Genomic DNA, 26,468 nt, shown 5'->3' on the forward strand with positions numbered 1-26,468 from the left:
ATACAGTTGCTAGCAAAATGGCGTATTTTATGAACCCTGCCATCCAGCTTCAATTTATAGATGTCGCTTTAGCACGGAGATGACGTCCATCCACTAGAAAGGGGTATCAACCCGATTTTCTCGTCGCTACCCGTTGATTGTGATGATGAAAGCCTAGATCCGGCAGTTCGAATTCTTATGGCCTGCTGCCTCGGAGTGAATAGAGGTTGAGAATCTTAGTCTTCTACAGGCATTGGTAAGTGGATGAAAAGCGGGGCGAGGGCGAATTCACGAAATTCAATGTCACTGCTCTGGCCGGCTCCTTGTCGATGCTATTGATTAACGACGGTTTACCATCTTTCCAAGAATTTTAATCTAAATTCACCAAAGAGTAGCTCGATAAATTGCCTTGCGCGCATTTGGCCCCTATACACCGGTAAGGTCGGGTGATTATCGGGCCACAAGTGTGTTCCGATGACCGCACCTGGTATTTTTGATTGCATTCCCAGTGTTATGGGCTTGTTGGCGGGCGCCCGTTATGCTTTTCAAAGCGTCGTTGAATTTTAAGGCATACGATGTCAGCCCAAGCCATCCGGTAATGGCGACAGCTAATAAATTTGAGGTTGTTCAGTTGATTCGTATTGGCGCTGTACTTTGCTGCGTGGCTCTGGCGGGATGTAATGCCGTTTCGAGCGAAGGGCCACTTGCCGGCGCAATCAACAAGGATGCGGGGCAATCCAGCGCCGAACTCGGTCGCCAGAATGCCGCCGTCTTCGATATCGTCGACATCGACAGCCGTAGCGCGCGCCTAGTTTCAGATTATGTTTCTTCAACGCTTAGCCGTCGTTTTGGCATTGGCGGTGGTGTCGGACCGGTTGTCATCGGTGTTGGCGATGCTCTGAAGGTGACGATTTTCGAAGCGGGCGCGGATGGTTTGTTTTCGACCTCGCAGTCTAAACAAGTATCGCTGGATATAGTCGTGCAGCCGGATGGAAAGGCCGCGATCCCCTATGCCGGGTCGGTTCGATTCGCTGGCAAAACATTGGATGAAGCCCGGAAGGGCATTCTCGCGGCTCTGGCCAGCAAGGCTGTCGAGCCCGATGTCATCGTAACCAGCATGGGAACGCCCTCTCGAACCGTCACCGTTTCCGGCGCCGTCGGCAAGCCGTCTATGGTTTCGTTGGATCTGACCAAGGAAAAGATCACGGAAGTCATCGCTAAAGCCGGTGGCCCTTCGACCCAGCCCTACGAAACCTATGTCACGCTGGTTCGCGGCAACAGAACCGGTACGGTTCTGCTCAAGTCGATCATAGAGCACCCCTCCGAAGACATTTATGTCCAGCCGGGCGATCAGATTTTCCTCGTGCGTGATCCGAGAACTTTCACGCTGCTCGGTTCCGTTCGCGGAGACGGACGTATCGAATTCGGGGCCAACGACCTCAATCTTCTCGAGGCCGTTGCCCTGGGGCATGGCGCTATCGACGACTCCAGCAACGCCAAGGGTTTCTTCCTGTTCCGATACGAAGAGCCCGATATCGTAAAAAGCCTGCTTGGTCCGGCCCGTTTCCAGGGGCTGTTGCGCAAGGGAATGGCGACAGACGCCAAGGGACGTTATCCGATTGTCTACCGCTTCGACATGTCCAATCCGGACAGCTTGATCGTCGGGCAGACATTCCCGATCAAGAGCCGCGACGTCATCTACGTGTCGCGCCATCCCTCGGTCGATCTCCGCAAATTCCTAACGATCGTTGGTACTCCGCTGGGCATCGCAGCCCAGGGAGCAGGGACGGCTGCGCTTCTAAACCAATAGTTCGGGATGGGGAGATCGAGGCGCTTACCGAGATTGCCACCGCCTTGGGTAGTGAATTTTGGGCGTCGGTATCTGTACGACTGGAGCGGATCGGACCTTGTTGGCGATGTGGAAATCGCCTTCAATTGTTGCGCATAGCAGCCAGTTTTACTAGGAACGTGCAGTTTGGCTTTTGCTGCAGTGTGTTCAGGTCATGGAAATGATATGTTGCACTGGTTGTTGCCGTGCCGCATAGTGGTTGCAAGTCTGGATCTTTTGATGATGGTCCTAGATTACTGCAGTGTGGACGGTTGATAGTGAAATTGCTCAGCTTTTTGTAGACATTTTTGCCGAGAGATCATGACAGTTGAGATTATCGGACGCGCAAGCGTTGCCCCCGGGGCGGGTTCGATCGAAGAGCTGCAGCTTCTGCTCAAGGAAGGGCGCAGCACGGTAGGCCGCATACCTGAGGACCGCTGGGATCTGGCGCGTTTCTGGCATCCGGCGGTCGGCGTTTCAGGAAAAACCTATAGTTACGCTGCAGGCGTCATTGATGATGTCTATGCCTTCGATCCGGCAGTTTTCGGTCTTTCGCAGCGTGAAGCCATGCAGATGGATCCGCAGCAGCGCATCCTTCTCAACGTCATATGGCGCGCTTTGGAAGATGCCAATCTGCCGATCGACGGATTCGAGGGGCAGAAGGTCGGCGTCTATATCGGAGCATCGTCGCTCGAATACGGTAATCTGACAACCGAGGATCCTGCATCCGGCAGCCCGTATTTCATGACGGGTAACACTCTATCCATCGTTTCCAATCGTATCTCTCATATATTCGGGTTGCGAGGCCCGAGCATGACGATCGATACGGCCTGTTCCTCGTCACTGGTTGCGCTGGATCAAGCCGTACGGGCGCTTGAATGCGGTGATATCGATACCGCCATCGTCGGCGGCATTAATGTCCTGCTTCATCCAATGTCTTTCGTCGGTTTTGCGCAGGCGCGAATGCTCTCTCCAGAAGGGCTTTGTCGCGCTTACGATGATAACGGCCGCGGCTATGTCCGTGCCGAAGGCGGCGCGGCGATCCTGCTGCGCCGGACCGACGTGGCGCTGCGGGAAAAGGATCGTAGCTATGCCAGGATCCATGCCGTCGGTGTCAACTCCTCCGGTCGCACCAATGGCATCTCTCTGCCATCGCGCGACGCGCAGGCCGCTTTGCTGCGCTCGATCTATGAAGGCCGCAATATCGACGTCAACCGCATAGCCTTCGTGGAAGGCCACGGGACGGGAACGAAGGTCGGTGACCCCGCCGAAATCTGGGCGATCGGCGAAATCATCGGACGCAAGCGCCGCGCGCCGGTTCCTGTCGGCTCGATCAAGACCAATATCGGACATACCGAACCGGCCTCCGGGCTTTTCGGCTTGCTGAAAGCGATGATAGCGCTGGAAAACAATTTCCTGCCGGCGTCTCTGCATTTCGATCGGCCAAATGAAAATATCGACTTCGAAGGACTAAACGTTCGGATCAACACGTCCGCGATCGAACTTCTTCCTGCAAGGCAGCCGCGGTTTGCCGGCATCAACTCTTTCGGCTTCGGCGGCACGAACGCCCATGTCGTCATCAGCGATCCGGATCCGGTTGCTCCGCCTGAGCCGCAAAATCGCGGCGACGGGGTCGTCTTTGCCGTGAGTGCCCATACGGCGTCGGCGCTCTCGAAGCTGCTCGAAAGCTATAAGACCCGTCTCGGACATATGGAGTCCAAGGAGGCTCGTCAGATCGTTGCGTCCGCTGCCGCCAATCGCGAGCCGATGCGGCATCGCTTCGCGGTCCGTGCAACGGATAGTGCTGCTGTACTTGAGGCGATCGATGCGCACCTCGACGGTCGGAACTCGGCCGGGGAAGCTGGCGAAGCGCCGATGCAGGCTGCCAAGATCGCCTTCGTCTTTTCTGGCAACGGGTCGCAATGGGCAGGCATGGGCGTCGGCGCCTATCAGGAAAATCGTCATTTCCGTCAATGTTTCCAGTCTTTCAGCGCCCTGTTCGAATATTACCTCGGTGAGAAACTGACGGATATTCTGGTCGCACCGGATCTCTCGGCTAGGCTGGCTGACACCAAGATTGCCCAACCCTTGCTGTTTGCGGTTCAGGCTTCGCTCTCAGACTGTTTGTGGGCCATGGGCGTCAGGCCCGATGCCGTTTTCGGTCACTCCGTCGGTGAAATTGCTGCTGCTTACGCCGCCAAGGCGCTGACGGCAGCCGAGGCTGTTGCTATCGTCGCCAAGCGCTCGCTGCATCAGGATCTCCTTGCTGGCGAAGGCAAAATGGCCGCCGTGGTGCTCAACGAGGATGCGGCGCTCGCCTTTGCAAAATCGCATGGACTCGACAATATCTGCATTGCGGCGATCAATGCTCCAAACTCCGTGACGATTTCCGGTCCGGTTGGAGAGGTTGAGGCCTTCAGGGATGCGGCGCGGAAAGCCCACATCGTTGCCCATATCCTCGACATCAACTATCCGTTCCATCATCCGATCATTGACCGCGCCAAGGATGCCTTCCTTGCGGATCTGCCCGATGTGGCGCCGGACGGCGGGGCAGGGACCTTCATTTCGACCGTGACGGGCGAGCTGCGAGACGGGCGCCTGCTCGACGCGCAATATTGGTGGCGCAATGTACGCGACCCAGTGCTGTTCAAGGCTGGTTGTCAGGCAGCGATGGCGATGGGATGCAATCTCTTCATCGAGATTTCACCCCGTCCGATCCTGTCCAATTACGTGGCGGAAATCGCAAAGCAGGCCTCGATACAGGTTGTCTCCATCTCGACTCTGCTCCGCGAAGCTCCGGTTGCGGGCCATGATCCGGTTTCGCAGTCGTTTGCGCGCGCCGTTGCCAATGGCGCCCCGGCGCTGCGGGGACGTGGCAGTGCTGGCCGCAACGCTTTCGTCAAGTTGCCGCCGCTTCCGTTTGAACTGGTCGAACTGCGTACTCAGCCGACAAGTGATGAGATCGATATCTTTGGCCGCGACGGCAAGAGTTCATATAGCTTGCTTGGCTGGCGAACCGATCCGAATGGTTCAAGCTGGAAGAACCATATTGATGCCCAGCTGTTCGCGGATCTTGCCGAGCACGTGGTCGACGGCAAGGCAATCCTGCCGGGCAGCGGTTTTATCGAGATCGCGATTACGGCAGCGCAGCAATATTACGGTGCGGATGATGTGGAGATCGGCAATCTTGAGATCGTCCGACCGCTTGAGCTGCGTCAGGACCGCATGGTGGAACTGTCGACGATCCTATCGCCGGAAACCGGAGATATCGAGATCCGGTCACGCGAGCGTCTAAGTCATGATGACTGGACCGTTCACGCCGTCGCTCGCTGCCGCAAGCCGGTTGAGGACGAAGCGGCAGGCTCCGGCTCCGAATTGCGAAGCAAGGAACGGAAATCCGTCCTGACTTCCGAGACGACTTATGAGACGGCGGAGCGATTCGGTCTGCACTACGGTCCCAGCTTCCGGCTCCTGTCGAAGGCTGTTGCTTATGGTCACAGCGCAATCGAGGTTGATCTCAAGCCGGCGGCTCGGCCTTCGCATCTTTTCTGTGCGTACAACCTCAATCCGATGTCGGTTGATGCTGCGTTTCACGGGCTTGTCGCACTGTTCGACCAGCTTTCCGGCGATGAAACCGGCGCGCCTTATATCCCCGTTCATTTCGGCACGATCAGAGTTTTCGGCAAGGGCAGAGCGGTCGTAAAAGCTGTCATCGACATCGATCGCTTCAGCGCCAATTCGATCAAGGCACGCTTCAGCTTGCTCGACGCAAACGGCGATCGCATTGCCGTTCTCGAGGATTGCCGTTTCCGCCGAACGCAACTGCGCCGGCGTGCGACGCTCGATTCCGTTGCATTTCACTATGAAGCTGTACCCTCAGCCACTTTTGCACGCCGATTGAATGCGGATATGCGGCTGGCTGACGCTGCGGTTCCCGGCGGAGATCATTCCTCCAGTAACGCAACCCTTCTGTTCGACGCGGCGATTTACCGGGCTTGCCATGATATTGCTTTGGCAGTTGGTGGACGCGACGGCGTGGTGTCGTTTTCCGATCTCCCCGGGGAGCCGGAATTCCAGTCCTTCCTCGTCAATTGCCTCTATATTCTCGAAGATGCCGGCATAGCATCGGCGACCGATAGCGAATGGAAGATACCGCTGGAGCCGACACTGCCGCCGGTTGCCGAGCTTCTGCAGGATATCTATCGCGAGGACGCCGGCCGGGTGGCTGAGGCCGTTCTCGTCAACAATGCCTATTGTGAGACGCTTGAGCGATTGGCGGCCACGCGGCGCCACCGGCTTGGACAACAGCCCGCGGCCGCCGCACTGACCATGCCGGCCGGCGCGACATTGGAGCATGTTCTTGTTCAATCCCCATTGAGCGAAAGACGGCTTGCGCTTCTCGGCGAAGCGGTGACTGCCTCCATCGAGGTGAATCCGGGAGCCGTGAGACACATTGTTGAAATAGGTTCGGTATCGCCGGCGTTCAGCCGCCGGCTGGCGGCCATTGCGGGGCAAGCGGGTTCTAGTCTTATCATCATCGAGCCGCGCGAGCAGGCGCGCCGTGCGCTCGAGATAGCTTTCGAACGCGATCCTAATGTCGTTGTGACGGAGCCGGGAAAGCTAACGGAATCGGCCGTTGCAGATGTCCTCGTTGCATCAGGGGACCAGAGCCGGCATCTCTTGCTGCACGATGACAGCATCAAGACGATCGTCCGGAAGCTCGTGGCACGCGGCGGCCAGCTGTTTCTGGCCGACCGAGCGCCGAGCGCCTTCAATGATTTCGTCTTCGGTCTGTCTGAAGGGTGGTTCGAGGACAGCCAGTCGCCGGAGTTTCCGGTGGGTCGGCTGGGCACAGTGGAGCAAATCGAGGATCTCCTTGCGGCACTGGGCTTCGCCAAGGCGCAGGTTCGTGAATTGACCTTCCCGGAAGGCAGCCTGATTGCTGCGTCAGCAGTTGCGGAGCCGCGGCCGGAAGCGATCAGCCCCGCTGAAATTTCGGAACCGCTTCTGGTCCTGTCTGAACAGGGCAGGAAGGGCATGGTTGGCCTGGACAAGCGAATTGCCGTAGTCGAAGTTGGCTCGTCGCAGGCAGAGGCTGTCGATGCTCTGGAGGCGCTTGGTCCGCATCCGCATAGGATCGTCTATGTCGCGAATTCGAAGCGGGATCTCGACCCGACTGAACTCTCCCTGTCCCGGCTTTCGATATTCACCGAACTGGCGAATATCCTTTCGCAAAGCAGCGACGGCATAAGGCGCAAATTGGTCGTGGTCTCCCCGGGAGGCTCGCCCCTGGTCGATGGATCTGTTGACGTCGCCAATGCGGGTCTGTGGGCTTTTGCGCGCGTCCTTCAAAACGAATACGACGCTTTCGACCTGCACCTGTTGGATGCCGATGCGGATGACAGACGTGCCCTGACGGCGGTCGAAACCATTTTGCGGGCGGAGACCGACAACAGAGAGTGGGTTTTGGAGCGCTCGACGGGAGAGGTGCGTGAAATCCGCGCCGCCGCTGGCCCGTTCATCGCCACGGACGCGAACCGGCACGACTTCACAGCCGCGACGATCCGACAGCATGTAAGTGGTCGTCTGGACAGCATGGCTTGGGAGGAGACAAAGCTCCCTGCGCCGGAAGAAGACGAAGTCGTCATTGCCGTTGAGGCGACAGGTCTCAATTTCCGCGACATCATGTGGGCGATGGGCCTTCTACCGGAAGAGGCATTGGAAGACGGCTTTGCCGGCGCCACCATTGGTATGGAATTTGCCGGCCGGGTGTTTGCCGTCGGAGATGGCGTCGAAGATCTGCGGGTCGGCGACAAGGTTATGGGGATTGGGCCTGCGGCCTTCTCCACCCATGTTCGTGTCCGCCGCGACGGTGTAACCAGACTGCCGGAAAAGATGAAAACCGTTGCTGCGGCGACTGTGCCGGTCGCGTTCCTGACAGCCTATTACGCGATGGTGGAACTTGGCCGCATTCAGCCGGGCGAAACGATCCTGATCCATGGGGCAGCGGGTGGCGTTGGCCTGGCAGCACTTCAGATCGCCAAGCTCAAGGGCGCCAAGGTGATTGCCACGGCCGGCACGGTCGAGAAGCGGCGTTTCCTTGAGCTGCTCGGGGCGGAGCATGTGCTCGATTCCCGATCTCTGGATTTCGTTAGCGGTGTGCGCAGGCTGACGGGCGGCGAAGGCGTCGATCTCGTTCTCAATTCGCTTTTCTCCGAAGCGATGGAGCGCAGCATCGAGCTGGTCAAACCCTTTGGGCGATTCCTGGAACTCGGCAAACGAGACTATTATTCCGATCGCAAGATCGGCTTGCGGCCGTTCCGGCGCAATGTCAGCTACTTCGGCATCGACGCCGATCAGCTGCTGGTCAATGTTCCCGATCTGACGCGCCGAATCTTCGCCGAAATCGGTCAGCTCTTTGCGGATGAAAAGCTGACCCCGCTGCCGTATCGCGCCTTCGCATATGACGAGATCGGCAATGCGTTTCGGCTCATGCAGAATGCCGGTCATATCGGCAAGATCGTCGTACGCCCCCCGGTTCCCGAGGTCGATAGCGTCCTGCCAGCGCCGGCCAAGTCCCTGCGCTTTGATTCCAAGGGCGTTTTCCTCGTCGTCGGCGGTATCGGCGGCTTCGGGCTGACCGCAGCCGATTGGCTCGTCTCCAAGGGCGCGCGGCGAATCGCGCTAAGCTCGCGCCGAGGTGAAGCCGATGCCGAAACCAAGAAGGCGATGAGCGATTGGTCGAAGAAAGGCGTCGTGACGACTCTGCACGCCTGCGACGTTACCAACGAGGCCGCTGTTGAGACGCTGCTTGCGTCTATTCGTGCCGAAGGCGGACTTAAGGGCGTCATCCATGCCGCCATGGTCCTGGGCGATGCGCTGCTTGCCAATCTGACGCCGGAGCGCAACCGGCCGGTTCTTGACGTCAAGATAAGAGGTGCCGAGATCCTCGATCGTTTGACGCAGAAAGACCACCTGGAACTCTTCTTGCTGTTTTCGTCGGCGACGACCATGCTCGGCAATCCCGGGCAGGCCAACTACGTCGTGGCAAACGGCTATCTGGAAGGCTTGGCGCGTGCGCGGCGCGCAGCAGGCAAGCCTGCGCTTGCTGTCGGCTTCGGCGCCATCGCGGACAAGGGCTTCCTTGCCCGGAACAGTGAAGTCAACGAACTGCTCTCCAAGCGTATCGGCAAGGCTGCATTGAAAGCTCGTGACGCCTTGGAGCAGGTCGAGCGTTACATGTTGGCCGACAAAGGGGCCGTCGATGCGGCCGCCGTCATGATCGGCGAAATCGATTGGAATGCCGTTCGCTTGCTGCCGATATCGGGCCGATCCCTGTTCGAGCCGCTGATGCGTCATGCCGGAAGCCATCAGTCGCTGAACGAAGGCGATAGCATCGATCTTGTGGAGCTGATCAAGGGCAAGTCGGAGGAGGAGGCGCAAGCCGCTCTTCACGCGCTGGTCGCCGCCGAGATCGCTGCGATCCTTCGGGTGACCGAAGATACCGTGACACCCGACAAGGTGCTGAAGGACATCGGTCTCGACAGCCTGATGGCCATGGAACTCGGCATGAGCTTCCAGCAGAAGACCGGTTTCGATATTCCCTTGAGCGGTGTAGGTGAGGGCACGACCGTGAGCGACGTGGTTAGCCGTCTACGCGACCGCGTCATGAACCGCGGTGGCGATGGTGGGGAGGCTCCTCCGGCAATCGAGGATCAGGTGGTCGAACGCCTGACCCGCAGCCACACTGCCGAACAGGAAAAAAGGGCCGTCCAGTGACCACGCAAGATGCCAATGGCGGTAGCCCGGCCGAGCAGAGCAAAAGCAGCCTGCTCGAAGAAATGCGCCGCGTTGGCCAATCCTCCGGGCGAAATCGCGCCGAGCGACTGAACCGGCAATCTCTGCCGCAGCAGCGTCAGGCGATCCGCTTCGAGGATCTGCCCGAATACAAACGCGTCGCAACCCAGCGGATAGCGGGCGAAATGCTTGGCGTCGCCAATCCCTTCTATCGCTCGCACGACGTCGCTGCGGGCGCGACGACGCGAATCGGCGGGCGCGAATTCGTCAACTTTGCCTCATATGACTATCTGGCTACCAATACCGACCCGCATGTGATGGCGAGCGCCAAGGAGGCGATCGATCGCTTCGGGATTTCCGCCTCGGCCAGTCGCCTCGTTGCAGGCGAACGACCGGGGCATGTCGAGCTGGAGAAGAAGCTTGCAGAAGTCTATGGCGTCGAGGCTGCGGTTTGTTTCGTCAGCGGCTACCTGACCAATGTGGCGGCGATCGGCTGCCTCATGGGGCCTCAGGATCTGGTGATCCATGATGAGTTCATCCACAACAGCGCATTGGCTGGCATCAAGCTTTCAGGCGCCGTGCGGCGGCTTTTCAAGCATAACGACGTAGAGAATCTCGAGAGCATCCTGAAGACGCTGTCATCGGATTTCCGACGTATCCTCGTGATCGTCGAAGGCATCTATTCGATGGATGGCGATGTGGCCGACCTGCCGGCCCTGCTTGAGTTGAAGGCCCGCTACGGTTTCTGGCTGATGGTGGACGAAGCGCATGCGCTCGGTATCCTCGGCAAGACGGGCCGCGGCACGTTCGAACATTTCGGGCTCGATCCGCGCGATGTCGATATCTGGATGGGTACGCTGTCAAAGACGACGTCAAGCTGCGGCGGCTATATCGCCGGCAGCAGCGCGCTTGTTGATATCCTGAAAGCCGAGGCAGGCGGTTTCGTCTACAGTGTCGGTCTTTCTCCCGTTCTTGCAGCCGCCGCCATCGCCGGCCTCGATATTCTTCAGTCCGAGCCGGAACGGACACAGCGCCTCAGCCGCAACGGGCAGCTGTTCCTCGAATGTGCAAAAGAGGCTGGTCTGGATACCGGTATCAGCATCGGCCGCTCCGTCGTGCCGGTTATCGTCGGTGATTCGCTTCGTGCCGCTCAGCTTTCCAATGATCTGCTGGCCGAAGGCATCAATGTGCTGCCGATCATCCATCCGGCCGTGCCGGAAGGTATGGCGCGTCTCCGCTTCTTCATCACCTGCGATCACACCGAAGAGCAGATCCGCCGGGCCGTCGCCTTGACGGCCGCGAAACTCAAGAGCTTGGAGGACAGGAATTTCGGACTGGCCTCGCTTGACATGGAAAAGATGATGCAGTTGTTGCCGATGACGCAGACTTCGGGTGGCAAGTCATAGCATCAGGTTGGGGATTTCATGCACGTTATCGTCACCGGGGGATCGAGCGGGATAGGTCTGGCGATAGCGAAAATCTACGCAAGCAGAGGGGAGCAGGTGTCTCTCCTGGCGCGCCATCCGGGGCGTCTGGAAGAGGCGCAAGCTGAGATTGCAGAGCTGCCAGGTAGCGACAGGTCGCGGATTCAGACCATATCCGTCGATGTTACCTCCGCTGCTCAGACCTTGTCGGCGATTGAAACCTGCGAAGCGTCATTCGGACCTTGCGATATTCTCGTTGCTTCCGCCGGTGTCGTCGAACCTGTTGCTTTCGATGCGATGCCGCCTTCCGTCTTTGACGAGCAGGTGTCGATCAATCTGCTTGGAACGGCAAATGTTGTGCGCGCGGTCTACAAGGGAATGAAAAGCCGTGGCGAGGGCAGGATCATGATGATCTCCTCCGGCGCCGCCTTGATCGGTATTTTTGGCTATACCGCTTATTGTGCCTCGAAATCCGCATTGAATGGTTTCGCAGAAGCCTTGAGAGCGGAGGCTGGTGTCCACGGCGTCCAGGTGTCCATCTGTTTTCCGCCCGATACGCTGACGCCGCAATACCGACGCGAGATCGCCATGCGGCCAGCCGAAGCTGAAATCCTGATGGGCTCCGTCAAGCCGTGGGATGCAGAGAGGGTGGCTGCAAAGATCGTTGGCGGTGTGGATCGGGGGAGGGCAAAGGTCCATTTCGGATTTTCTCTCGCGATGCTTGCCTACTTCGGCCCGTTGATTAAGCCGCCGCTGATGTGGTGGTTTTCGCGAAAAACGCGAAAGATAACAGGAAAAAGACAGCCTGACCCGGCCGAGGGGGCAGACGACGGCTCTTATCATGGTAAGTAGGACGCAAGAGTGATTGAGGTTGTACGGTGGGCGATGCCGGGCTTCCGGCAAGAAAATTGGCAGGTAAAGGCAAGTCAGTGAATCGGTGACCTGTCTCCAGCAGGCTCAGAAACGCTGTCACGGTCCGTAGGCATTGGATGGCGCAGTCTTGAAACTTCATGATTTTCCATTTCTTTTGACGCTTTCCTGCTTCGCGATTTCCTGTGTCGTCGTGTTCATGACCGACATTTTCGCAATGCCGGCGGCGATCAACGCGCAGAATCGTACGGAGAGAACCTGGCGGCGCCGTCTTTGCGACTGGGGCGTCAAGCTTCCCGTGATTGCATTGATCTATGCGGCCTTCTTTGCGATCTCCTGGCGCCCGATTTATAGCTGCCAGGCAGTCATCAGTTTTTTCGTTATCTTCACCGGAATTTCGCGAGCAAAATTCGAGTTTATCCGTGAGCCCCTGGTCTTTTCCGACATCGCGCTCGTTGTCGACGTCTTCAAGTACAAGGAGATATTTTACGCGACCTCGCTGAATATCTTCTTCTGGATCATCGCCTTCGCCTACGTATTCGGCCTGAGCGGCCTCTATATGTATTGGGAGCCGTCGATCCTGCCGCTTCACAATCGCATTTTCTGGGTTCTTCTGATGATCGCCGTGGCCATTTCGCCATGGCTTGCTCTGTTCAGCAGGGTTGTCAGCGAGCCGGTCTGCCATTTCACGCAGAAATATCTCGGCCGGGTCGATGTCAAAATGGACACCGTCCGATTCGGAGCGTTCTCCTCGGTGGTTTTCCATTTCGTCATCTGGGTCGGCGTGAAACGCGAAGCGATCGTCTCTGATCTCTCGGGGCGTTTCATCTCTGCTTTGCATGAGCTTTGGGAGCATGGCGACGACGAGCCGCTGATCGTCGTATGGCAATCCGAATCCTTTATCGACCTCCGGCACTTCGGCGTCGAGAGCCTCAAGCTTCCCAACCTCGATCGGCTGCGGGAGCAGGCAGCCCAATGGGGCCGGATGACCAATGTCTTCGAAGGCGGCTATACACTGCGGACCGAATTTGCGGTGCTAAGCGGGCTGTTGCCGGAGAATGTCCATATCGACGCAAGCTATCCCTATCTGCGCGCCAGCCACTACAAGGATGTGGTCTGGCCGGCGCGGTTGAAGAAAGCTGGCTGGAAGACCCAGTTCATCCATCCCTATGACAAGACATTCTTCCTGCGTCACAAGGCTCTGCCGCAACTTGGCTTCGACCGGATGATGATGCTCGACGAGTTCGATCACAATCCGGAGCGCGATGGTCCCTATGTCAGCGATCTCTCGCTGACGAAAAGCGTGATTCGCGCCATTGACGAGGACGGTACGGACAAGAATTTCATCTTCGTTGCATCCATGGCGAATCACGGTCCCTGGGAACCGGGTCGTTGCGGCGATCTGGACAATCCGGTGGATATCTACAGCGAACTGCTGATGCGTGCCGATCACGCGCTGGGCAATCTCGCACATCACCTAGACAGATTGGATCGCCCGGTCTGGTTGCTGTTCTACGGCGATCACGCGCCCCTGCTGAAGGCATTTGCTGATCCTTTTCCGGATCCGCGGACGGATTATGTCATCGTTCCGCTGGGGCGGGCCCGGGCGCATTCGCAAAAGCCCAAGCCGCCACAGGAAGAAGCGCCCTGGAATTTCATCGGCGCGATGCTGCGCTATGCGGGCCTAAGTACCGAGGTTCCGGAATAATGGCTGAAGGGCGGGGGGAGGCCGGTGATTCCCCAAAGGTATTCCTTTTCCTGCAGGGGCCATCGTCACCGCTCTTCGTCGAGACGGCGAAGGAGTTGAAGGCGGCAGGAACTCGGTGCATCCGCATCAATCTGAACGCCGGTGACTGGATTTCTTGGCGCGCGGGCGATGCAATCAATTATCGCGGCAATTTTGCCGGTTGGCGTAGCTACATCGGGCGACGAATCGAAGCCGACGGCGTCACAGATATGATTCTGCATGGCGAGGAGCGGCCCTATCATCGCGTTGCCATCGAAGAGGCGAAACGTCGAGGTGTCCGCGTCAACGTCGTCGAGATGGGTTATTTGCGACCGGATTGGGTGACGCTCGAGCGGGACGGATTGTCTTCCAACTCCCACTTCCCGACGGATCCGGCTTATATAATCAAGGCCGCGTCCAGTCTGCCTGAGCCGGATTGGAAGCGCCGTTTCAGCCAGACCTTTCGCGCGGAAGCGCTCTATGATCTCGCATACTATCTTCCCGTCGCCTTTCTATGGTTTCTCTATCCCGGCTATCGGCGCCACGGGCTCTACCATCCCCTGATGGAGTATGCCGGATGGTCGCGCAAACTGCCGGCCAGCGGCAGGCGTGCTCGCGAGGCTGAAGGCCTGATCGAGAAGCTGACTACGGGCGGCACGCGATTCTTCGTTTATCCGCTCCAGCTTCAGACCGATTTCCAGCTGCGTTCGCACTCGCCGTTCCATTGCCAGCAGGACGCCATCAGGCTGATTCTCCGCTCCTTTGCAGAAAATGCGGCCGCCGGCACGGAACTTGTCGTCAAGCTGCATCCTCTCGATAACGGGCTTGTGGATTGGAAGGCTTACATCGGGCGCATCAGCGACGGATTGGGATTGTCGCCTCGTGTCCATTTCCTGGACGGCGGCAATCTTGACCGGCTGATTGTCGCCAGCCAAGGGATGGTGACGGTCAATTCCACTGCAGCGCTTTCCGCGCTGAATGTCGGCAAGCCCGTGAAAGCACTGGGAACGGCTGTTTACGATATCGAGGGGCTGAGCGACCATGCTCCTCTCGACCGATTCTGGCGCCACCCAGCGCCGCCGTCGGCAGAGCTTCGCGATGCGTTCGTCAGATTACTTGCGGCTGCCGTACATGTTCGGGGCAATTTCTGTTCCAGCGACGGCGCGCGCGCGGCTGCAACGCAGATCGCCGATAGGTTGCTGTCGGGGACGGTCAATTCGCCCGGTGCGTATGTCGATCCGCCGCCGAGGGAAAGGCCTGTAAAGATTCACGTTGCCTGACAAATACCCGAATCGTTGTTTCTTGATCATTTCAAGTTGATTTGCGCCGGTATGGTCAATATTGCGGCAAATCATTATCTGAATTTGTAGTAATATAAGGTCGTGATTCGGCTTGAAGCCGGAAAGCATCTAGTTGTTTGCGAGGGAGGAGACCTCATGGACGGCAGCAAAATGGAAAAATTCATGTTGAAAGAGTTGCTGATGATCATCGCGGCTCTTGTCGTGGTTTCCGTCGGACTCCTCGGAATCGTCATCGTAGGCAATTACTGAGCTGTAATCACAGCGATCCATGGGCGTAATTCGCCTCGGACACGACCTCGTCTCGCGTGGCCTGATCACTCTTTGATTTAGTTTGGGAAAATGGTGGGCGATGAGAGACTCGAACTCCCGACATCCTCGGTGTAAACGAGGCGCTCTACCAACTGAGCTAATCGCCCTTCAGCGAAGCGGGTCATTGCCCCGCCGCATTCGGTGGCCGTGATCTATGCGGAACGACGACAAACCGCAAGAGTGTTTGTGAAGATTTTTTGATTTTTTTGAATTTTGCACATCCTCGACGGTGGTCGTCCACATATGCCGTCCTCAAACCGGCAGGGCAGCCACGGGACGCGCCGGCTCTTATGCAATGCGTCCGGTGGGAACCTGCCATGTCAAATCGGGAGGACAGAAAACTGCAGGCAGGGTTGTCCAAAACAATTCGCATTCTGTCATCGATTTGTATTCAAACCTGCTTGACACCCAAACACGAACCCCGTAGTTAGCCGCTCATCGAACGGCGAGGGCCGCTTTGATGGGTGCGAAAGCAGCCGGAATACTTGAAATGAAGTGCGGGTGTAGCTCAGTCGGTTAGAGTGCCGGCCTGTCACGCCGGAGGTCGCGGGTTCGAGCCCCGTCACTCGCGCCATTTTCAAGGAGAATTCCGGTTCTTGCACTCGGCTGAAATGCCAAACAATGCGCGGGTGTAGCTCAGTCGGTTAGAGTGCCGGCCTGTCACGCCGGAGGTCGCGGGTTCGAGCCCCGTCACTCGCGCCATTCTTTCCAAGCCTTTACAATTAAACACCAATTTATTGCGATTGCGAAAGAGCCGTTTGGCCTTTGCGCCGATTTGTCGCGATGCCGTCGCAACATATTGATATCTACCGCTCGACAGTACTCCAAACGACAGATTCAAAAGGCTTGCGCCCGCGCTCCGGCTGCGCTAACCACGGCTTTGTTGCAACACTCTTTCGCTTGCTTGGGCATTTGCTCAGATGCGCCGCCCCGGCGCTGATCGCAGGCAGGGATGGACATGATGACTGGACTGCTCAGTTCCTATATTCCGATAGCGATTTTCATTGGTATTGCCTTGGTGATTGGCCTGGCGTTGTTGATCACGCCGTTTGCCGTCGCCTTCAAGGCGCCTGATTCCGAAAAGCTCTCGGCCTATGAATGCGGCTTCAACGCATTCGATGACGCCCGCATGAAGTTCGATATCCGCTTCTACCTGGTATCGATTCTCTTCATCATCTTCGACCTGGAAGTCGCCTTCCTTTTCCCGTGGGCCGTATCCTTCGGTGCGATCGGCTGGTTCGGATTCTGGTCGATGATGGTGTTCCTCGCGGTGCTGACCATCGGCTTTATCTATGAATGGAAGAAGGGAGCCCTGGAATGGGAGTAGCCCCAAGCAACACAACGCTCGTTGCGCCGCAGCCGAAGGGGATCATCGATCCCGCAACCGGCAGGCCGGTTGGCAGCAACGACCCGTTCTTCGGCGAGATCAACAATGAACTCGCCGACAAGGGTTTTCTGGTCACCTCCACCGATGAGCTGATCAACTGGGCCCGTACGGGCTCGCTGATGTGGATGACCTTTGGTCTCGCCTGCTGCGCCGTCGAGATGATGCAGGTTTCCATGCCGCGGTACGACGTCGAACGTTTCGGTTTTGCGCCGCGCGCGTCGCCGCGCCAGTCGGACGTCATGATCGTTGCCGGCACGCTGACCAACAAAATGGCGCCTGCGCTCCGCAAGGTCTACGACCAGATGCCGGAGCCGCGTTACGTCATTTCGATGGGCTCTTGCGCCAACGGCGGCGGGTACTATCACTATTCCTATTCTGTCGTGCGCGGATGCGATCGCGTCGTGCCCATCGACATTTATATCCCGGGCTGTCCTCCCACGGCGGAAGCGCTGCTTTATGGCGTGCTTCTGCTGCAGAAGAAGATCCGGCGCACCGGCACGATCGAACGGTAAGGCAGGGGACAAGGTATTATGAGTGAAGCCCTGAACGAGCTCGCCGCCTACCTCACGGACGTTCGCAGCGCCCTGATCTCGTCGAGCGAGATCAAGTACGGCGAACTGAATGTGACGACGACGACCGAAAACGTTATCGCACTGCTGACCTTCCTGCGTGACGACGCCAAATGCGGCTTCGTCAACATGACGGATATCTGCGGCGTCGACTGGCCGCAGCGCGCCGAGCGTTTCGACGTGGTCTATCATCTGCTGTCGCCCAAGAAGAATCTTCGCATTCGCATCAAGGTTCCGGTCGGCGAGGATCAGCCTGTTCCTTCCGCCTGTGGTATCTATCCCGGCGCCGACTGGTTCGAGCGCGAGACCTGGGATATGTACGGTGTTCTCTTCACCGGTCATCCCGATCTTCGTCGCATCCTGACGGACTACGGTTTCGAAGGCCATCCGCTGCGCAAGGATTTTCCGACGACAGGTTTCGTCGAAGTCCGCTATGACGATGCCGCCAAGCGCGTCGTCTATGAGCCGGTGGAGCTGAAGCAGGAATTCCGCAATTTCGACTTTCTGTCTCCCTGGGAAGGCACGGACTACGTGCTGCCCGGTGACGAAAAGGCCAAGGTATAATTTGAAGGCGTGTGGCGGGTTTCAGCCTGCCATTCTCTGAATATCTGACAACGCGAGCATCGCCGCCATGACAGAACATAACGTTCGCAACTTCAACATCAATTTCGGCCCGCAGCATCCGGCTGCGCACGGCGTATTGCGTCTTGTCCTTGAATTGGACGGCGAAATTGTGGAACGCGTCGATCCGCATATCGGCCTGCTGCATCGCGGCACGGAAAAGCTGATCGAGACGAAGACCTATCTTCAGGCCGTTCCTTACTTCGATCGCCTCGACTATGTCGCGCCGATGAACCAGGAACATGCTTATGCGCTGGCGGTCGAAAAGCTGCTCGGCATCGGCATCCCGATCCGCGGCCAGCTGATCCGCGTACTCTATTCGGAAATCGGCCGTATCCTGTCGCATCTTCTGAACGTCACGACGCAGGCCATGGACGTCGGCGCGCTGACGCCGCCGCTCTGGGGCTTCGAAGAGCGCGAAAAGCTGATGGTGTTCTACGAGCGCGCCTCCGGCTCGCGCATGCACGCTGCCTATGTTCGTCCGGGCGGCGTTCATCAGGATCTTCCCGAGAAGCTTGTGCAGGACATCGGCGATTGGTGCGATCCTTTCCTGAAGGCGCTCGACGATATCGACGATCTTCTGACCGGCAACCGCATCTTCAAGCAGCGCAACGTCGATATCGGCGTGGTTTCGCTGGAAGACTGTTGGGCCTGGGGTTTCTCCGGCGTCATGGTTCGCGGCTCCGGTGCTGCCTGGGACCTGCGCAAGGCGCAGCCCTATGAATGCTATTCCGATCTCGAATTCGACATTCCGATCGGCAAGAACGGCGACTGCTACGACCGCTACCTCATCCGTATGATCGAGATGCGCGAATCCGTTCGCATCATGAAGCAGTGCGTCAATCGCCTGCTCGGCGATGCCAAGACGGGACCGGTCTCGTCACTCGATGGCAAGGTCGTTCCGCCGAAGCGCGGTGAGATGAAGCGCTCGATGGAAGCGCTGATCCACCACTTCAAGCTTTACACTGAAGGCTATCACGTGCCGGCCGGCGAAGTTTACGCAGCCGTCGAAGCGCCGAAGGGCGAGTTTGGCGTCTATCTGGTGTCCGACGGCTCGAACAAGCCTTACCGCTGCAAGATCCGCGCGCCGGGCTATGCGCATCTGCAGGCCATGGATTTCATGTGCCGCGGCCATCAGCTCGCTGACGTTGCGGCGGTGCTTGGTTCGCTCGATATCGTGTTCGGTGAGGTGGATCGTTGATGCGAGCCTGGCAGGTGATCATTCCGGCGCTTCTGGTCGCGAGCGGGGTCTCCGCACAGCAGCCCAGCAAGACGCCGAGCCTGCCGAGCATCAACCTGCAGGGTTCGAATGCAACGAGCACGAACCCTGCGAAAGGCGGAAAAGAGACGACGCAGGGCGGGGATTCGACCGTCGCGGATCTTCTTTCCCGCGGGTATCAGATCAAGGCCGCTGTGCCGAACGGCGGCAAGTTTGTTGTGTTTATGCAGAAAGACCAGTCGGCCTATGCCTGCGAATTTTCGTCTCTGACGAATACGCGGTGTGGGTCCTTAAACTGAGATAAGGCGTGAAAGATGTCCGTTCGTCGACTAGCCGAAGATCAATTCCAGCCTGCCGCCTTCGCCTTCAATGCGGAGAATGCGGTCTGGGCTGAAAAGACGATCAAGAAATACCCCGAGGGCCGTCAGCAGTCCGCGATCATCCCGCTGATGATGCGGGCACAGGAGCAGGAAGGCTGGGTCACGCGACCGGCGATCGAGAAGATCGCCGACATGCTTGACATGGCTTATATCCGTGCGCTCGAAGTTGCGACTTTCTATACACAGTTCCAGCTTCACCCGGTCGGCACACGCGCTCACGTACAGGTTTGCGGCACCACGCCCTGCATGCTGCGCGGCGCTGAAGGGCTGATCAAGGTTTGCAAGAGCCGGATCCACGATCACGCCTTCGAGCGCAATGCCGACGGCACGCTTTCCTGGGAAGAAGTCGAGTGTCAGGGCGCCTGCGTCAACGCACCGATGGTGGTGATCGGCAAGGATACCTATGAGGATCTGACGCCGGCACGTCTCGAAGAGATCATCGATGCTTTCGCCGCAGGCAAGGGCAGTGAAGTTCCGACCGGTCCTCAGATCGATCGCGTTTTCTCCGCTCCGGAAGGCGGCTTGACGTCGCTTCTGTCGGATGAAGCCCAGGCAAAGAGCGTTGCCTCCAAGGCAAAGGCTGCGGCTGAGCAACCCATTGCCGGCGCTTCGCCGGAAAAAGTCGATGCCGCCAAGAAGCCGTCGCTTGACGACAAGGATCGCCCTGCCGGCATCGAAAGACCTGCGCAGCCCGACGACCTGCAGCTGATTTCCGGCGTTGGTCCGAAGATCGAGTCCATCTTGCATGAACTCGGCATCTTCACCTTCGCGCAGGTTGCCGGTTGGCACGAGGCCGAGCGCCATTGGGTCGACGGTTATCTGAATTTCAAGGGCCGGATCGAGCGCGACGATTGGGTCAGGCAGGCTGAGGCACTCGCTAAGGGTGGCGAAGCGGAATATATCAAGGTCTTCGGCAAGAAGCCGCGGTAAGAGGTGAAGCATGTTACAAGATCAGGATCGCATCTTTACCAATATCTACGGCCTCAAGGACAAGTCCCTGAAGGGCGCCATGTCGCGCGGCCACTGGGACGGCACGAAGCAAATCCTCGAAAAGGGTCGTGACTGGATCATCAACGAGATGAAGGCCTCCGGCCTTCGCGGTCGCGGCGGTGCAGGCTTCCCGACCGGTCTCAAATGGTCCTTCATGCCGAAGGAAAGCGACGGTCGCCCGCATTATCTCGTCGTCAATGCCGACGAGTCCGAGCCCGGCACCTGTAAGGACCGCGACATCATGCGCCACGATCCGCATACGCTGATCGAAGGCTGCGTCATCGCTGGTTTCGCCATGGGCGCAAATGCTGCCTATATCTACGTTCGCGGCGAATACATGCGTGAGCGTGAGGCTCTGCAGGCCGCGATCGACGAGTGCTACGATGCCGGATTGCTGGGCAAAAACAACAAGCTTGGCTGGGATTTTGACGTTTACGTTCATCATGGCGCCGGCGCTTACATCTGCGGCGAGGAAACTGCGCTCCTCGAAAGCCTGGAAGGCAAGAAGGGCCAGCCGCGCCTGAAGCCGCCTTTCCCGGCCAATATGGGTCTCTATGGCTGCCCGACCACCGTCAACAACGTCGAGTCCATCGCCGTTGCCCCGACGATCCTGCGTCGTGGCGCTGGCTGGTTCTCGTCCTTCGGACGCCCGAACAATGTCGGCACCAAGCTGTTCATGCTCTCCGGTCACGTCAATCGTCCTTGCACGGTCGAGGAAACCATGGGCATCACCTTCCGTGAGCTGGTCGAAAAGCATGGCGGCGGTATTCGCGGTGGCTGGGACAACCTGCTTGCCGTCATTCCCGGCGGCGCATCTTGCCCCGTCGTTCCGGCTGCCGATATCATCGACTGCCCGATGGATTTCGACGGCCTGCGTGAAGTCAAGTCGTCCTTCGGCACGGCTGCCGCGATCGTCATGGACAAGTCGACCGATATCATCAAGGCGATTGCCCGCATCTCGGCCTTCTTCAAGCATGAAAGCTGCGGCCAGTGCACGCCTTGCCGCGAAGGCACGGGCTGGATGTGGCGCGTTCTTGAGCGTATGGCACGCGGCAACGCGCAGAAGCGCGAAATCGACATGCTGTTCCAGGTGACGAAGCAGATCGAAGGTCATACCATCTGTGCGCTCGGCGATGCCGCTGCATGGCCGGTACAGGGCCTGATCCGCAACTTCCGTCCCGAGATCGAAAAGCGCATCGACCAGTACACCGCAAACGCGACGAGCCGCGGCGCGGTTCTGGAAGCGGCCGAGTAAGGATCATGATGGCGAAGACCACGGATATCAAGCAGGACAGCGGAGCGGCCGATGATGCATCGGCCGAGCTCGGCCGTATCGCTGCCGATATGCTGCGGAATTCGCCTGCCATGACAATTCATCCGCTGATGGCGCATCCGGCGGCGGCGTTTGCCGCTGCGGCGGCTGTCGGTTTCGGCGTTGCATCTCAGATCGCCGGCGCCTTTTTCGGCGCGCTTCAGGCTGCGGCCGAGACTGCGAACAAGCATGTAGCCGAGCCGGACGGAAAGAATGATGTCGTCGCCGACGAAAAGACGTCGGTGAAGAAAAACGGGGCAGGGGATGCGAAGCCGGTTAAGGCCTCGCCCGTTGCCAAACCTGCGGTGTCGAAGCCGGTGGCTGTAAAGCCGAAGCTTCCTGCTGCAAGGAAGGTGGCTCCGAAACCCGCTGCTGCGGCTGTCGTGCCTTCCGCAAAGAGTAAGGCTCCTGCGAAAAGCGCGGCTAAGGTCGAAGCGCCGACAAAGGTGGCCGCGAAGCCGGTTCCTGCGCGCGGTCGCAATTCTGCGGCGCAGGCAGACGATCTGAAGCAGATTTCGGGCATCGGTCCGAAACTCGAGCAGGTGCTGAACGGGCGCGACATCAAGCGTTTCGTTGATATCGCCGCCTGGAGCGACGCCGATATCGAGCGGATCGACGCCGAGTTTGGTTTCGATGGCCGCATCCGGCGCGACGACTGGGTTGGTCAGGCGAAGGCGCAGCTGGCCAAGGGCCGGAGTTGAGTTTTTCTCGGCTGTATCGAGCTGCCGAGGAGAGTGAATGAAGGCGATGGAGATGGCACGGGGCAAGCCCCGTGTGTTTTCATCGCGACGCTGATCTTGCGGGGACAAGATACGGCAGAGCTTATTGGGAGCGAACCGGTGCCACGCGGCGGTCATGCCGCGCCGGTGGCAATCCGGTTTGCGATCATGAAATTGTCTGCGGCCAGGTTCGGCTGGAGACGTGACATAGGACTGAGTGGACGATGGCTAAACTGAAGATTGACGGTAAAGAGATCGAAGTTCCGGATCACTACACGCTTATCCAGGCGTGCGAGGAAGCCGGCGCCGAAGTCCCGCGCTTCTGCTTCCATGAAAGACTGTCGGTGGCCGGCAATTGCCGCATGTGCCTCGTCGAGGTAAAGGGTGGCCCGCCGAAGCCGCAGGCATCTTGCGCCATGGGCGTGCGCGACATTCGCGGCGGCCCGAACGGCGAGCTTCCGGAAGTCTTCACCAACACGCCGATGGTCAAGAAGGCCCGCGAAGGCGTGATGGAATTCCTGCTGATCAACCACCCGCTGGATTGCCCGATCTGCGACCAGGGCGGCGAATGCGACCTGCAGGACCAGGCTATGGCTTTCGGCATCGACTCGTCGCGCTATCAGGAAGACAAGCGCGCTGTCGAAGACAAGTACATCGGCCCGCTCGTCAAGACCGTGATGAACCGTTGCATTCACTGCACGCGCTGCGTCCGCTTCACGACTGAGGTTGCCGGCATTTCCGAACTCGGCCTGATTGGCCGCGGCGAAGACGCCGAGATCACCACCTACCTCGAGCGGGCGATGACCTCCGAGCTGCAGGGCAACGTCGTTGACCTTTGCCCTGTGGGAGCGCTGACCTCGAAGCCCTTTGCCTTCACGGCTCGTCCGTGGGAGCTGAACAAGACCGAATCGATCGACGTCATGGATGCGCTCGGCTCGGCGATCCGCGTCGATACTCGTGGCCGCGAAGTCATGCGCGTGCTGCCTAGGGTCAACGAGCAGATCAACGAAGAGTGGATTTCGGACAAGACCCGCTTCATCTGGGATGGTCTGAAGACCCAGCGCCTCGATAAGCCCTACGTTCGCAAGGACGGCCGCCTGCAGCCCGCTACCTGGGGCGATGCTTTCGCCGCAGTCAAGTCGGCCGTTGCTGCCACCAGCGGCGACAAGATCGGCGCCATCGCCGGCGATCTGGCTTCGGTCGAAGAAATGTATGCTTTGTCCGAGCTTCTGAAGTCGCTTGGTTCCGAGAACCTCGACTGTCGCCAGGACGGGACGGCGCTTGATCCGTCGCTCGGCCGCGCAAGCTACATCTTCAACCCGAGCATTCAGGGCATCGAAGCTGCCGACGCGCTGCTGATCGTCGGCGCCAATCCGCGCTTCGAAGCAGCCGTACTGAATTCGCGCATCCGCAAGCGCTGGCGCCGCGGCAAGTTCCCGATCGGCGTGATCGGCGAACATGCCGACCTGCGCTACAGCTATGATTATCTCGGTGCTGGTCCGGACACTCTCGCTGATCTCGTCGGCGGCTCGCACAAGTTTGCCGAGGTTCTGAAGAACGCCCAGAACCCGATGATCATCATCGGCCAGGGCGCGCTGATCCGCGAAGATGGTGCGCAGGTGCTTGCAAATGCGGCCAAGCTTGCCGCTGCCGTTGGCGTCGTCAAGGATGGCTGGAACGGTTTTGCTGTACTGCATACGGCAGCGTCCCGCGTGGGCGGCCTCGATCTCGGCTTCGTTCCGGGTGAAAAGGGCGCCGATGCGGCTGCCATGCTGTCGTCCATGGATGTCCTCTTCCTGCTGGGCGCCGATGAGCTCGACTTCAGCCGCAAGGGCGCGAAATTCACTGTTTATATCGGCTCGCATGGCGACAACGGCGCCCAGAGCGCCGACGTCATTCTCCCGGCTGCTGCCTACACCGAAAAGTCGGGCACCTGGGTCAACACCGAAGGCCGCGTCCAGATGAGCAACCGCGCCGGTTTCGCACCGGGCGATGCCCGTGAGGACTGGGCTGTCATTCGTGCACTTTCCGACGTGCTCGGAAAGAAGCTTCCCTTTGATTCGCTGAGAGAATTGCGCGCAAAGCTCTATGCAGCCTTCCCGCATTTCGCCGGTATCGACGAGATTGCCGAAGCCGATAGCGCCCAAATTGCCGCACTTGCGAAAAAAGCCGGTGCGATGGGCAAATCGGCATTTGCTTCGCCGATCAAAGACTTCTATTTGACGAACCCGATAGCGCGCGCCTCGGCTGTCATGGCTGAGTGCTCGGCATTGGCCCGCAACAATTTCCAGGCTGCGGCAGAGTAAGGGCAGAGGACTATGGATTCATTCGTTTCGACCTATCTCTGGCCGGCGCTGATCATGATCGGCCAGTCTTTGCTGCTCCTGGTCTGCCTGCTGATTTTCATCGCCTACATTCTGCTTGCGGACCGCAAGATCTGGGCGGCGGTTCAGCTGCGCCGTGGCCCGAACGTCGTCGGTCCCTTCGGCCTGTTTCAGTCCTTCGCCGACTTGCTGAAGTTCATGTTCAAGGAGCCGATCATCCCGGCCGGCGCCAACAAGACCGTGTTCCTGCTCGCGCCGCTGGTTTCCGTGGTGCTCGCACTGTCCACCTGGGCCGTCGTGCCAGTGGCGCAGAACTGGGTTGTCGCCGATATTAACGTCGGCATTCTCTACATTCTGGCGATTTCGTCGCTAGAAGTGTACGGCATCATCATGGGCGGATGGGCTTCGAACTCGAAGTATCCGTTCCTCGGCGCACTCCGCTCGGCGGCGCAAATGGTGTCCTACGAAGTCTCGATCGGCCTCGTCATCGTCACCGTGCTGCTTTGCGTCGGTTCACTGAACCTGACTGACATCGTGCTCTCGCAGCAGACGGGTCTCGGCACCAAACTCGGCCTGCCGGCTTCGTTCCTCGACTGGCACTGGCTGTCGCTGTTCCCGATGTTCATCGTGTTCTTCATTTCGGCACTGGCTGAAACCAACCGCCCGCCTTTCGATCTTCCGGAAGCGGAATCGGAACTGGTTGCCGGCTTCATGGTCGAATACGGTTCTTCGCCGTACATGATGTTCATGCTCGGCGAATATGCGGCCGTCGTTCTGATGTGCTCGCTCACCACAATCCTCTTCCTCGGCGGCTGGCTGCCTCCGGTCGATATCTGGATCCTGAACTGGGTTCCCGGCATCATCTGGTTCCTGCTGAAGTCGTGCCTGGTGTTCTTCATGTTCGCGATGGTCAAGGCTTTCGTGCCGCGCTACCGCTATGACCAGCTCATGCGCCTTGGCTGGAAGGTTTTCCTGCCGCTGTCGCTCGCCATGGTCGTTATTGTTGCATTCGTGCTGAAGCTGACGGGATGGGCATGATCATGTCGATCCTCGCTTCAAGCAGATTTGGAGGTTGAAGATGGCCGGAGTTTCCAACGCCGTCAGCTCGCTGTTCCTCAAGGAATTTGTCGGCGCGTTCTTTTTGTCGATGCGTTACTTCTTCAAGCAGAAGGCAACGATCAATTACCCCTTCGAGAAGGGGCCGGTCAGCCCGCGCTTCCGCGGCGAACATGCGCTGCGCCGTTATCCCAACGGCGAAGAGCGTTGCATCGCCTGCAAGCTCTGCGAAGCCATCTGTCCTGCCCAGGCCATCACCATCGAAGCCGGCCCGCGCCGCAATGACGGCACCCGCCGTACGGTGCGTTACGATATCGACATGGTGAAGTGCATTTATTGCGGCTTCTGCCAGGAGGCTTGCCCGGTCGACGCGATCGTCGAAGGGCCGAACTTCGAATTCGCCACCGAAACCCGCGAAGAACTCTACTTCGACAAGGCGCGGCTTTTGGACAATGGCGACCGCTGGGAACGTGAAATCGCGCACAACATCGCGCTGGATTCGCCGTACCGCTGAGCGGAGTTTTGAATATGCCGTGACGGGCGGCACGATTGTCGCCGTCGCGGTTGAATCTAGACCGGGGCTTTGTCGGACATAGGTCCGACCGAGCTCCATCGGGCAGGGGAAACACCTCGCTGCCCGGGGGAAGACGAAAAAGG

At 58.7% G+C, this 26,468-nt stretch carries 17 protein-coding genes and 3 tRNA genes; 19 read left to right on the forward strand and 1 reads right to left on the reverse strand.

The genetic code is table 11. From position 1 onward, the window contains the following. The first annotated feature begins 610 nt into the window (after window positions 1-610). The 6 genes from ACIQJ2_RS31845 (at window position 611) to ACIQJ2_RS31870 (ending at window position 14,904) form a co-directional block, all read left to right on the forward strand. A complete protein-coding gene (locus tag ACIQJ2_RS31845) occupies window positions 611-1,789 on the forward strand; it encodes a polysaccharide biosynthesis/export family protein (protein WP_400675043.1) in 1,179 nt (392 codons plus the stop codon). A 339-nt stretch (window positions 1,790-2,128) separates the two neighbouring features. Continuing rightward, window positions 2,129-9,586, forward strand: a complete 7,458-nt coding sequence (locus tag ACIQJ2_RS31850) for a type I polyketide synthase (RefSeq protein WP_400675045.1) — start codon at window positions 2,129-2,131, stop codon at window positions 9,584-9,586. Between the two features lie 62 nt (window positions 9,587-9,648). After that, window positions 9,649-11,010 (forward strand): aminotransferase class I/II-fold pyridoxal phosphate-dependent enzyme, encoded by a 1,362-nt coding sequence (locus ACIQJ2_RS31855; RefSeq protein ID WP_400675172.1) that lies wholly within the window; start codon window positions 9,649-9,651, stop codon window positions 11,008-11,010. 18 nt (window positions 11,011-11,028) lie between these two features. Next, window positions 11,029-11,880, forward strand: coding sequence for an SDR family oxidoreductase (locus ACIQJ2_RS31860; protein ID WP_400675048.1), 852 nt, complete (start codon window positions 11,029-11,031; stop codon window positions 11,878-11,880). Between the two features lie 148 nt (window positions 11,881-12,028). Next, on the forward strand, window positions 12,029-13,606 hold the full coding sequence (locus ACIQJ2_RS31865; RefSeq protein WP_246761731.1) for a sulfatase-like hydrolase/transferase: 1,578 nt from the start codon (window positions 12,029-12,031) through the stop codon (window positions 13,604-13,606). After that, window positions 13,606-14,904, forward strand: a complete 1,299-nt coding sequence (locus ACIQJ2_RS31870; RefSeq protein ID WP_400675050.1) for a capsule biosynthesis protein — start codon at window positions 13,606-13,608, stop codon at window positions 14,902-14,904. The genes ACIQJ2_RS31865 and ACIQJ2_RS31870 overlap by 1 nt, the downstream gene beginning before the upstream one ends. Window positions 14,905-15,265: 361 nt before the next feature. Here ACIQJ2_RS31870 and ACIQJ2_RS31875 read toward each other — a convergent pair. Beyond that, window positions 15,266-15,341, reverse strand: a tRNA-Val gene (locus tag ACIQJ2_RS31875). 390 nt (window positions 15,342-15,731) lie between these two features. Between ACIQJ2_RS31875 and ACIQJ2_RS31880 the strand changes: the two genes are divergently transcribed. The 13 genes from ACIQJ2_RS31880 to nuoI all read left to right on the forward strand — a co-directional run bounded on the left by ACIQJ2_RS31880 (window position 15,732) and on the right by nuoI (window position 26,325). Beyond that, window positions 15,732-15,808, forward strand: a tRNA-Asp gene (locus ACIQJ2_RS31880). A 51-nt stretch (window positions 15,809-15,859) separates the two neighbouring features. Beyond that, a tRNA-Asp gene (locus ACIQJ2_RS31885) sits at window positions 15,860-15,936 on the forward strand. A gap of 259 nt (window positions 15,937-16,195) precedes the next feature. Beyond that, complete coding sequence (locus ACIQJ2_RS31890; protein ID WP_034489570.1) at window positions 16,196-16,561, forward strand: NADH-quinone oxidoreductase subunit A; 366 nt, start codon at window positions 16,196-16,198, stop codon at window positions 16,559-16,561. Beyond that, complete coding sequence (locus tag ACIQJ2_RS31895) at window positions 16,552-17,133, forward strand: NADH-quinone oxidoreductase subunit B family protein (RefSeq protein ID WP_015339504.1); 582 nt, start codon at window positions 16,552-16,554, stop codon at window positions 17,131-17,133. The genes ACIQJ2_RS31890 and ACIQJ2_RS31895 overlap by 10 nt, the downstream gene beginning before the upstream one ends. Before the next feature lie 18 nt (window positions 17,134-17,151). Further along, window positions 17,152-17,754: an NADH-quinone oxidoreductase subunit C gene (locus tag ACIQJ2_RS31900; protein ID WP_199144787.1), complete on the forward strand. Its 603-nt coding sequence runs from the start codon at window positions 17,152-17,154 to the stop codon at window positions 17,752-17,754. Window positions 17,755-17,821: 67 nt separating this feature from the next. After that, window positions 17,822-19,012 (forward strand): NADH-quinone oxidoreductase subunit D, encoded by a 1,191-nt coding sequence (locus ACIQJ2_RS31905; RefSeq protein ID WP_400675053.1) that lies wholly within the window; start codon window positions 17,822-17,824, stop codon window positions 19,010-19,012. Beyond that, on the forward strand, window positions 19,012-19,329 hold the full coding sequence (locus ACIQJ2_RS31910) for a hypothetical protein (RefSeq protein WP_199144818.1): 318 nt from the start codon (window positions 19,012-19,014) through the stop codon (window positions 19,327-19,329). The genes ACIQJ2_RS31905 and ACIQJ2_RS31910 overlap by 1 nt, the downstream gene beginning before the upstream one ends. A 15-nt stretch (window positions 19,330-19,344) precedes the next feature. Next, a complete protein-coding gene (gene nuoE / locus ACIQJ2_RS31915; protein ID WP_199144785.1) occupies window positions 19,345-20,340 on the forward strand; it encodes an NADH-quinone oxidoreductase subunit NuoE in 996 nt (331 codons plus the stop codon). 10 nt (window positions 20,341-20,350) lie between these two features. Next, a complete protein-coding gene (gene nuoF / locus ACIQJ2_RS31920) occupies window positions 20,351-21,655 on the forward strand; it encodes an NADH-quinone oxidoreductase subunit NuoF (protein ID WP_184701792.1) in 1,305 nt (434 codons plus the stop codon). A gap of 8 nt (window positions 21,656-21,663) precedes the next feature. Beyond that, window positions 21,664-22,413: a 5' DNA nuclease gene (locus ACIQJ2_RS31925; protein ID WP_400675176.1), complete on the forward strand. Its 750-nt coding sequence runs from the start codon at window positions 21,664-21,666 to the stop codon at window positions 22,411-22,413. A 242-nt stretch (window positions 22,414-22,655) separates the two neighbouring features. After that, on the forward strand, window positions 22,656-24,737 hold the full coding sequence (nuoG, locus tag ACIQJ2_RS31930) for an NADH-quinone oxidoreductase subunit NuoG (protein ID WP_400675058.1): 2,082 nt from the start codon (window positions 22,656-22,658) through the stop codon (window positions 24,735-24,737). Window positions 24,738-24,749: 12 nt separating this feature from the next. Continuing rightward, window positions 24,750-25,793 (forward strand): NADH-quinone oxidoreductase subunit NuoH, encoded by a 1,044-nt coding sequence (gene nuoH, locus ACIQJ2_RS31935; RefSeq protein WP_034507519.1) that lies wholly within the window; start codon window positions 24,750-24,752, stop codon window positions 25,791-25,793. 40 nt (window positions 25,794-25,833) lie between these two features. After that, a complete protein-coding gene (nuoI, locus tag ACIQJ2_RS31940; protein ID WP_199094601.1) occupies window positions 25,834-26,325 on the forward strand; it encodes an NADH-quinone oxidoreductase subunit NuoI in 492 nt (163 codons plus the stop codon). Window positions 26,326-26,468 lie beyond the last annotated feature (143 nt).

Source organism: Rhizobium sp. NPDC092011, from assembly GCF_044756305.1.
Classification (GTDB): domain Bacteria; phylum Pseudomonadota; class Alphaproteobacteria; order Rhizobiales; family Rhizobiaceae; genus Rhizobium.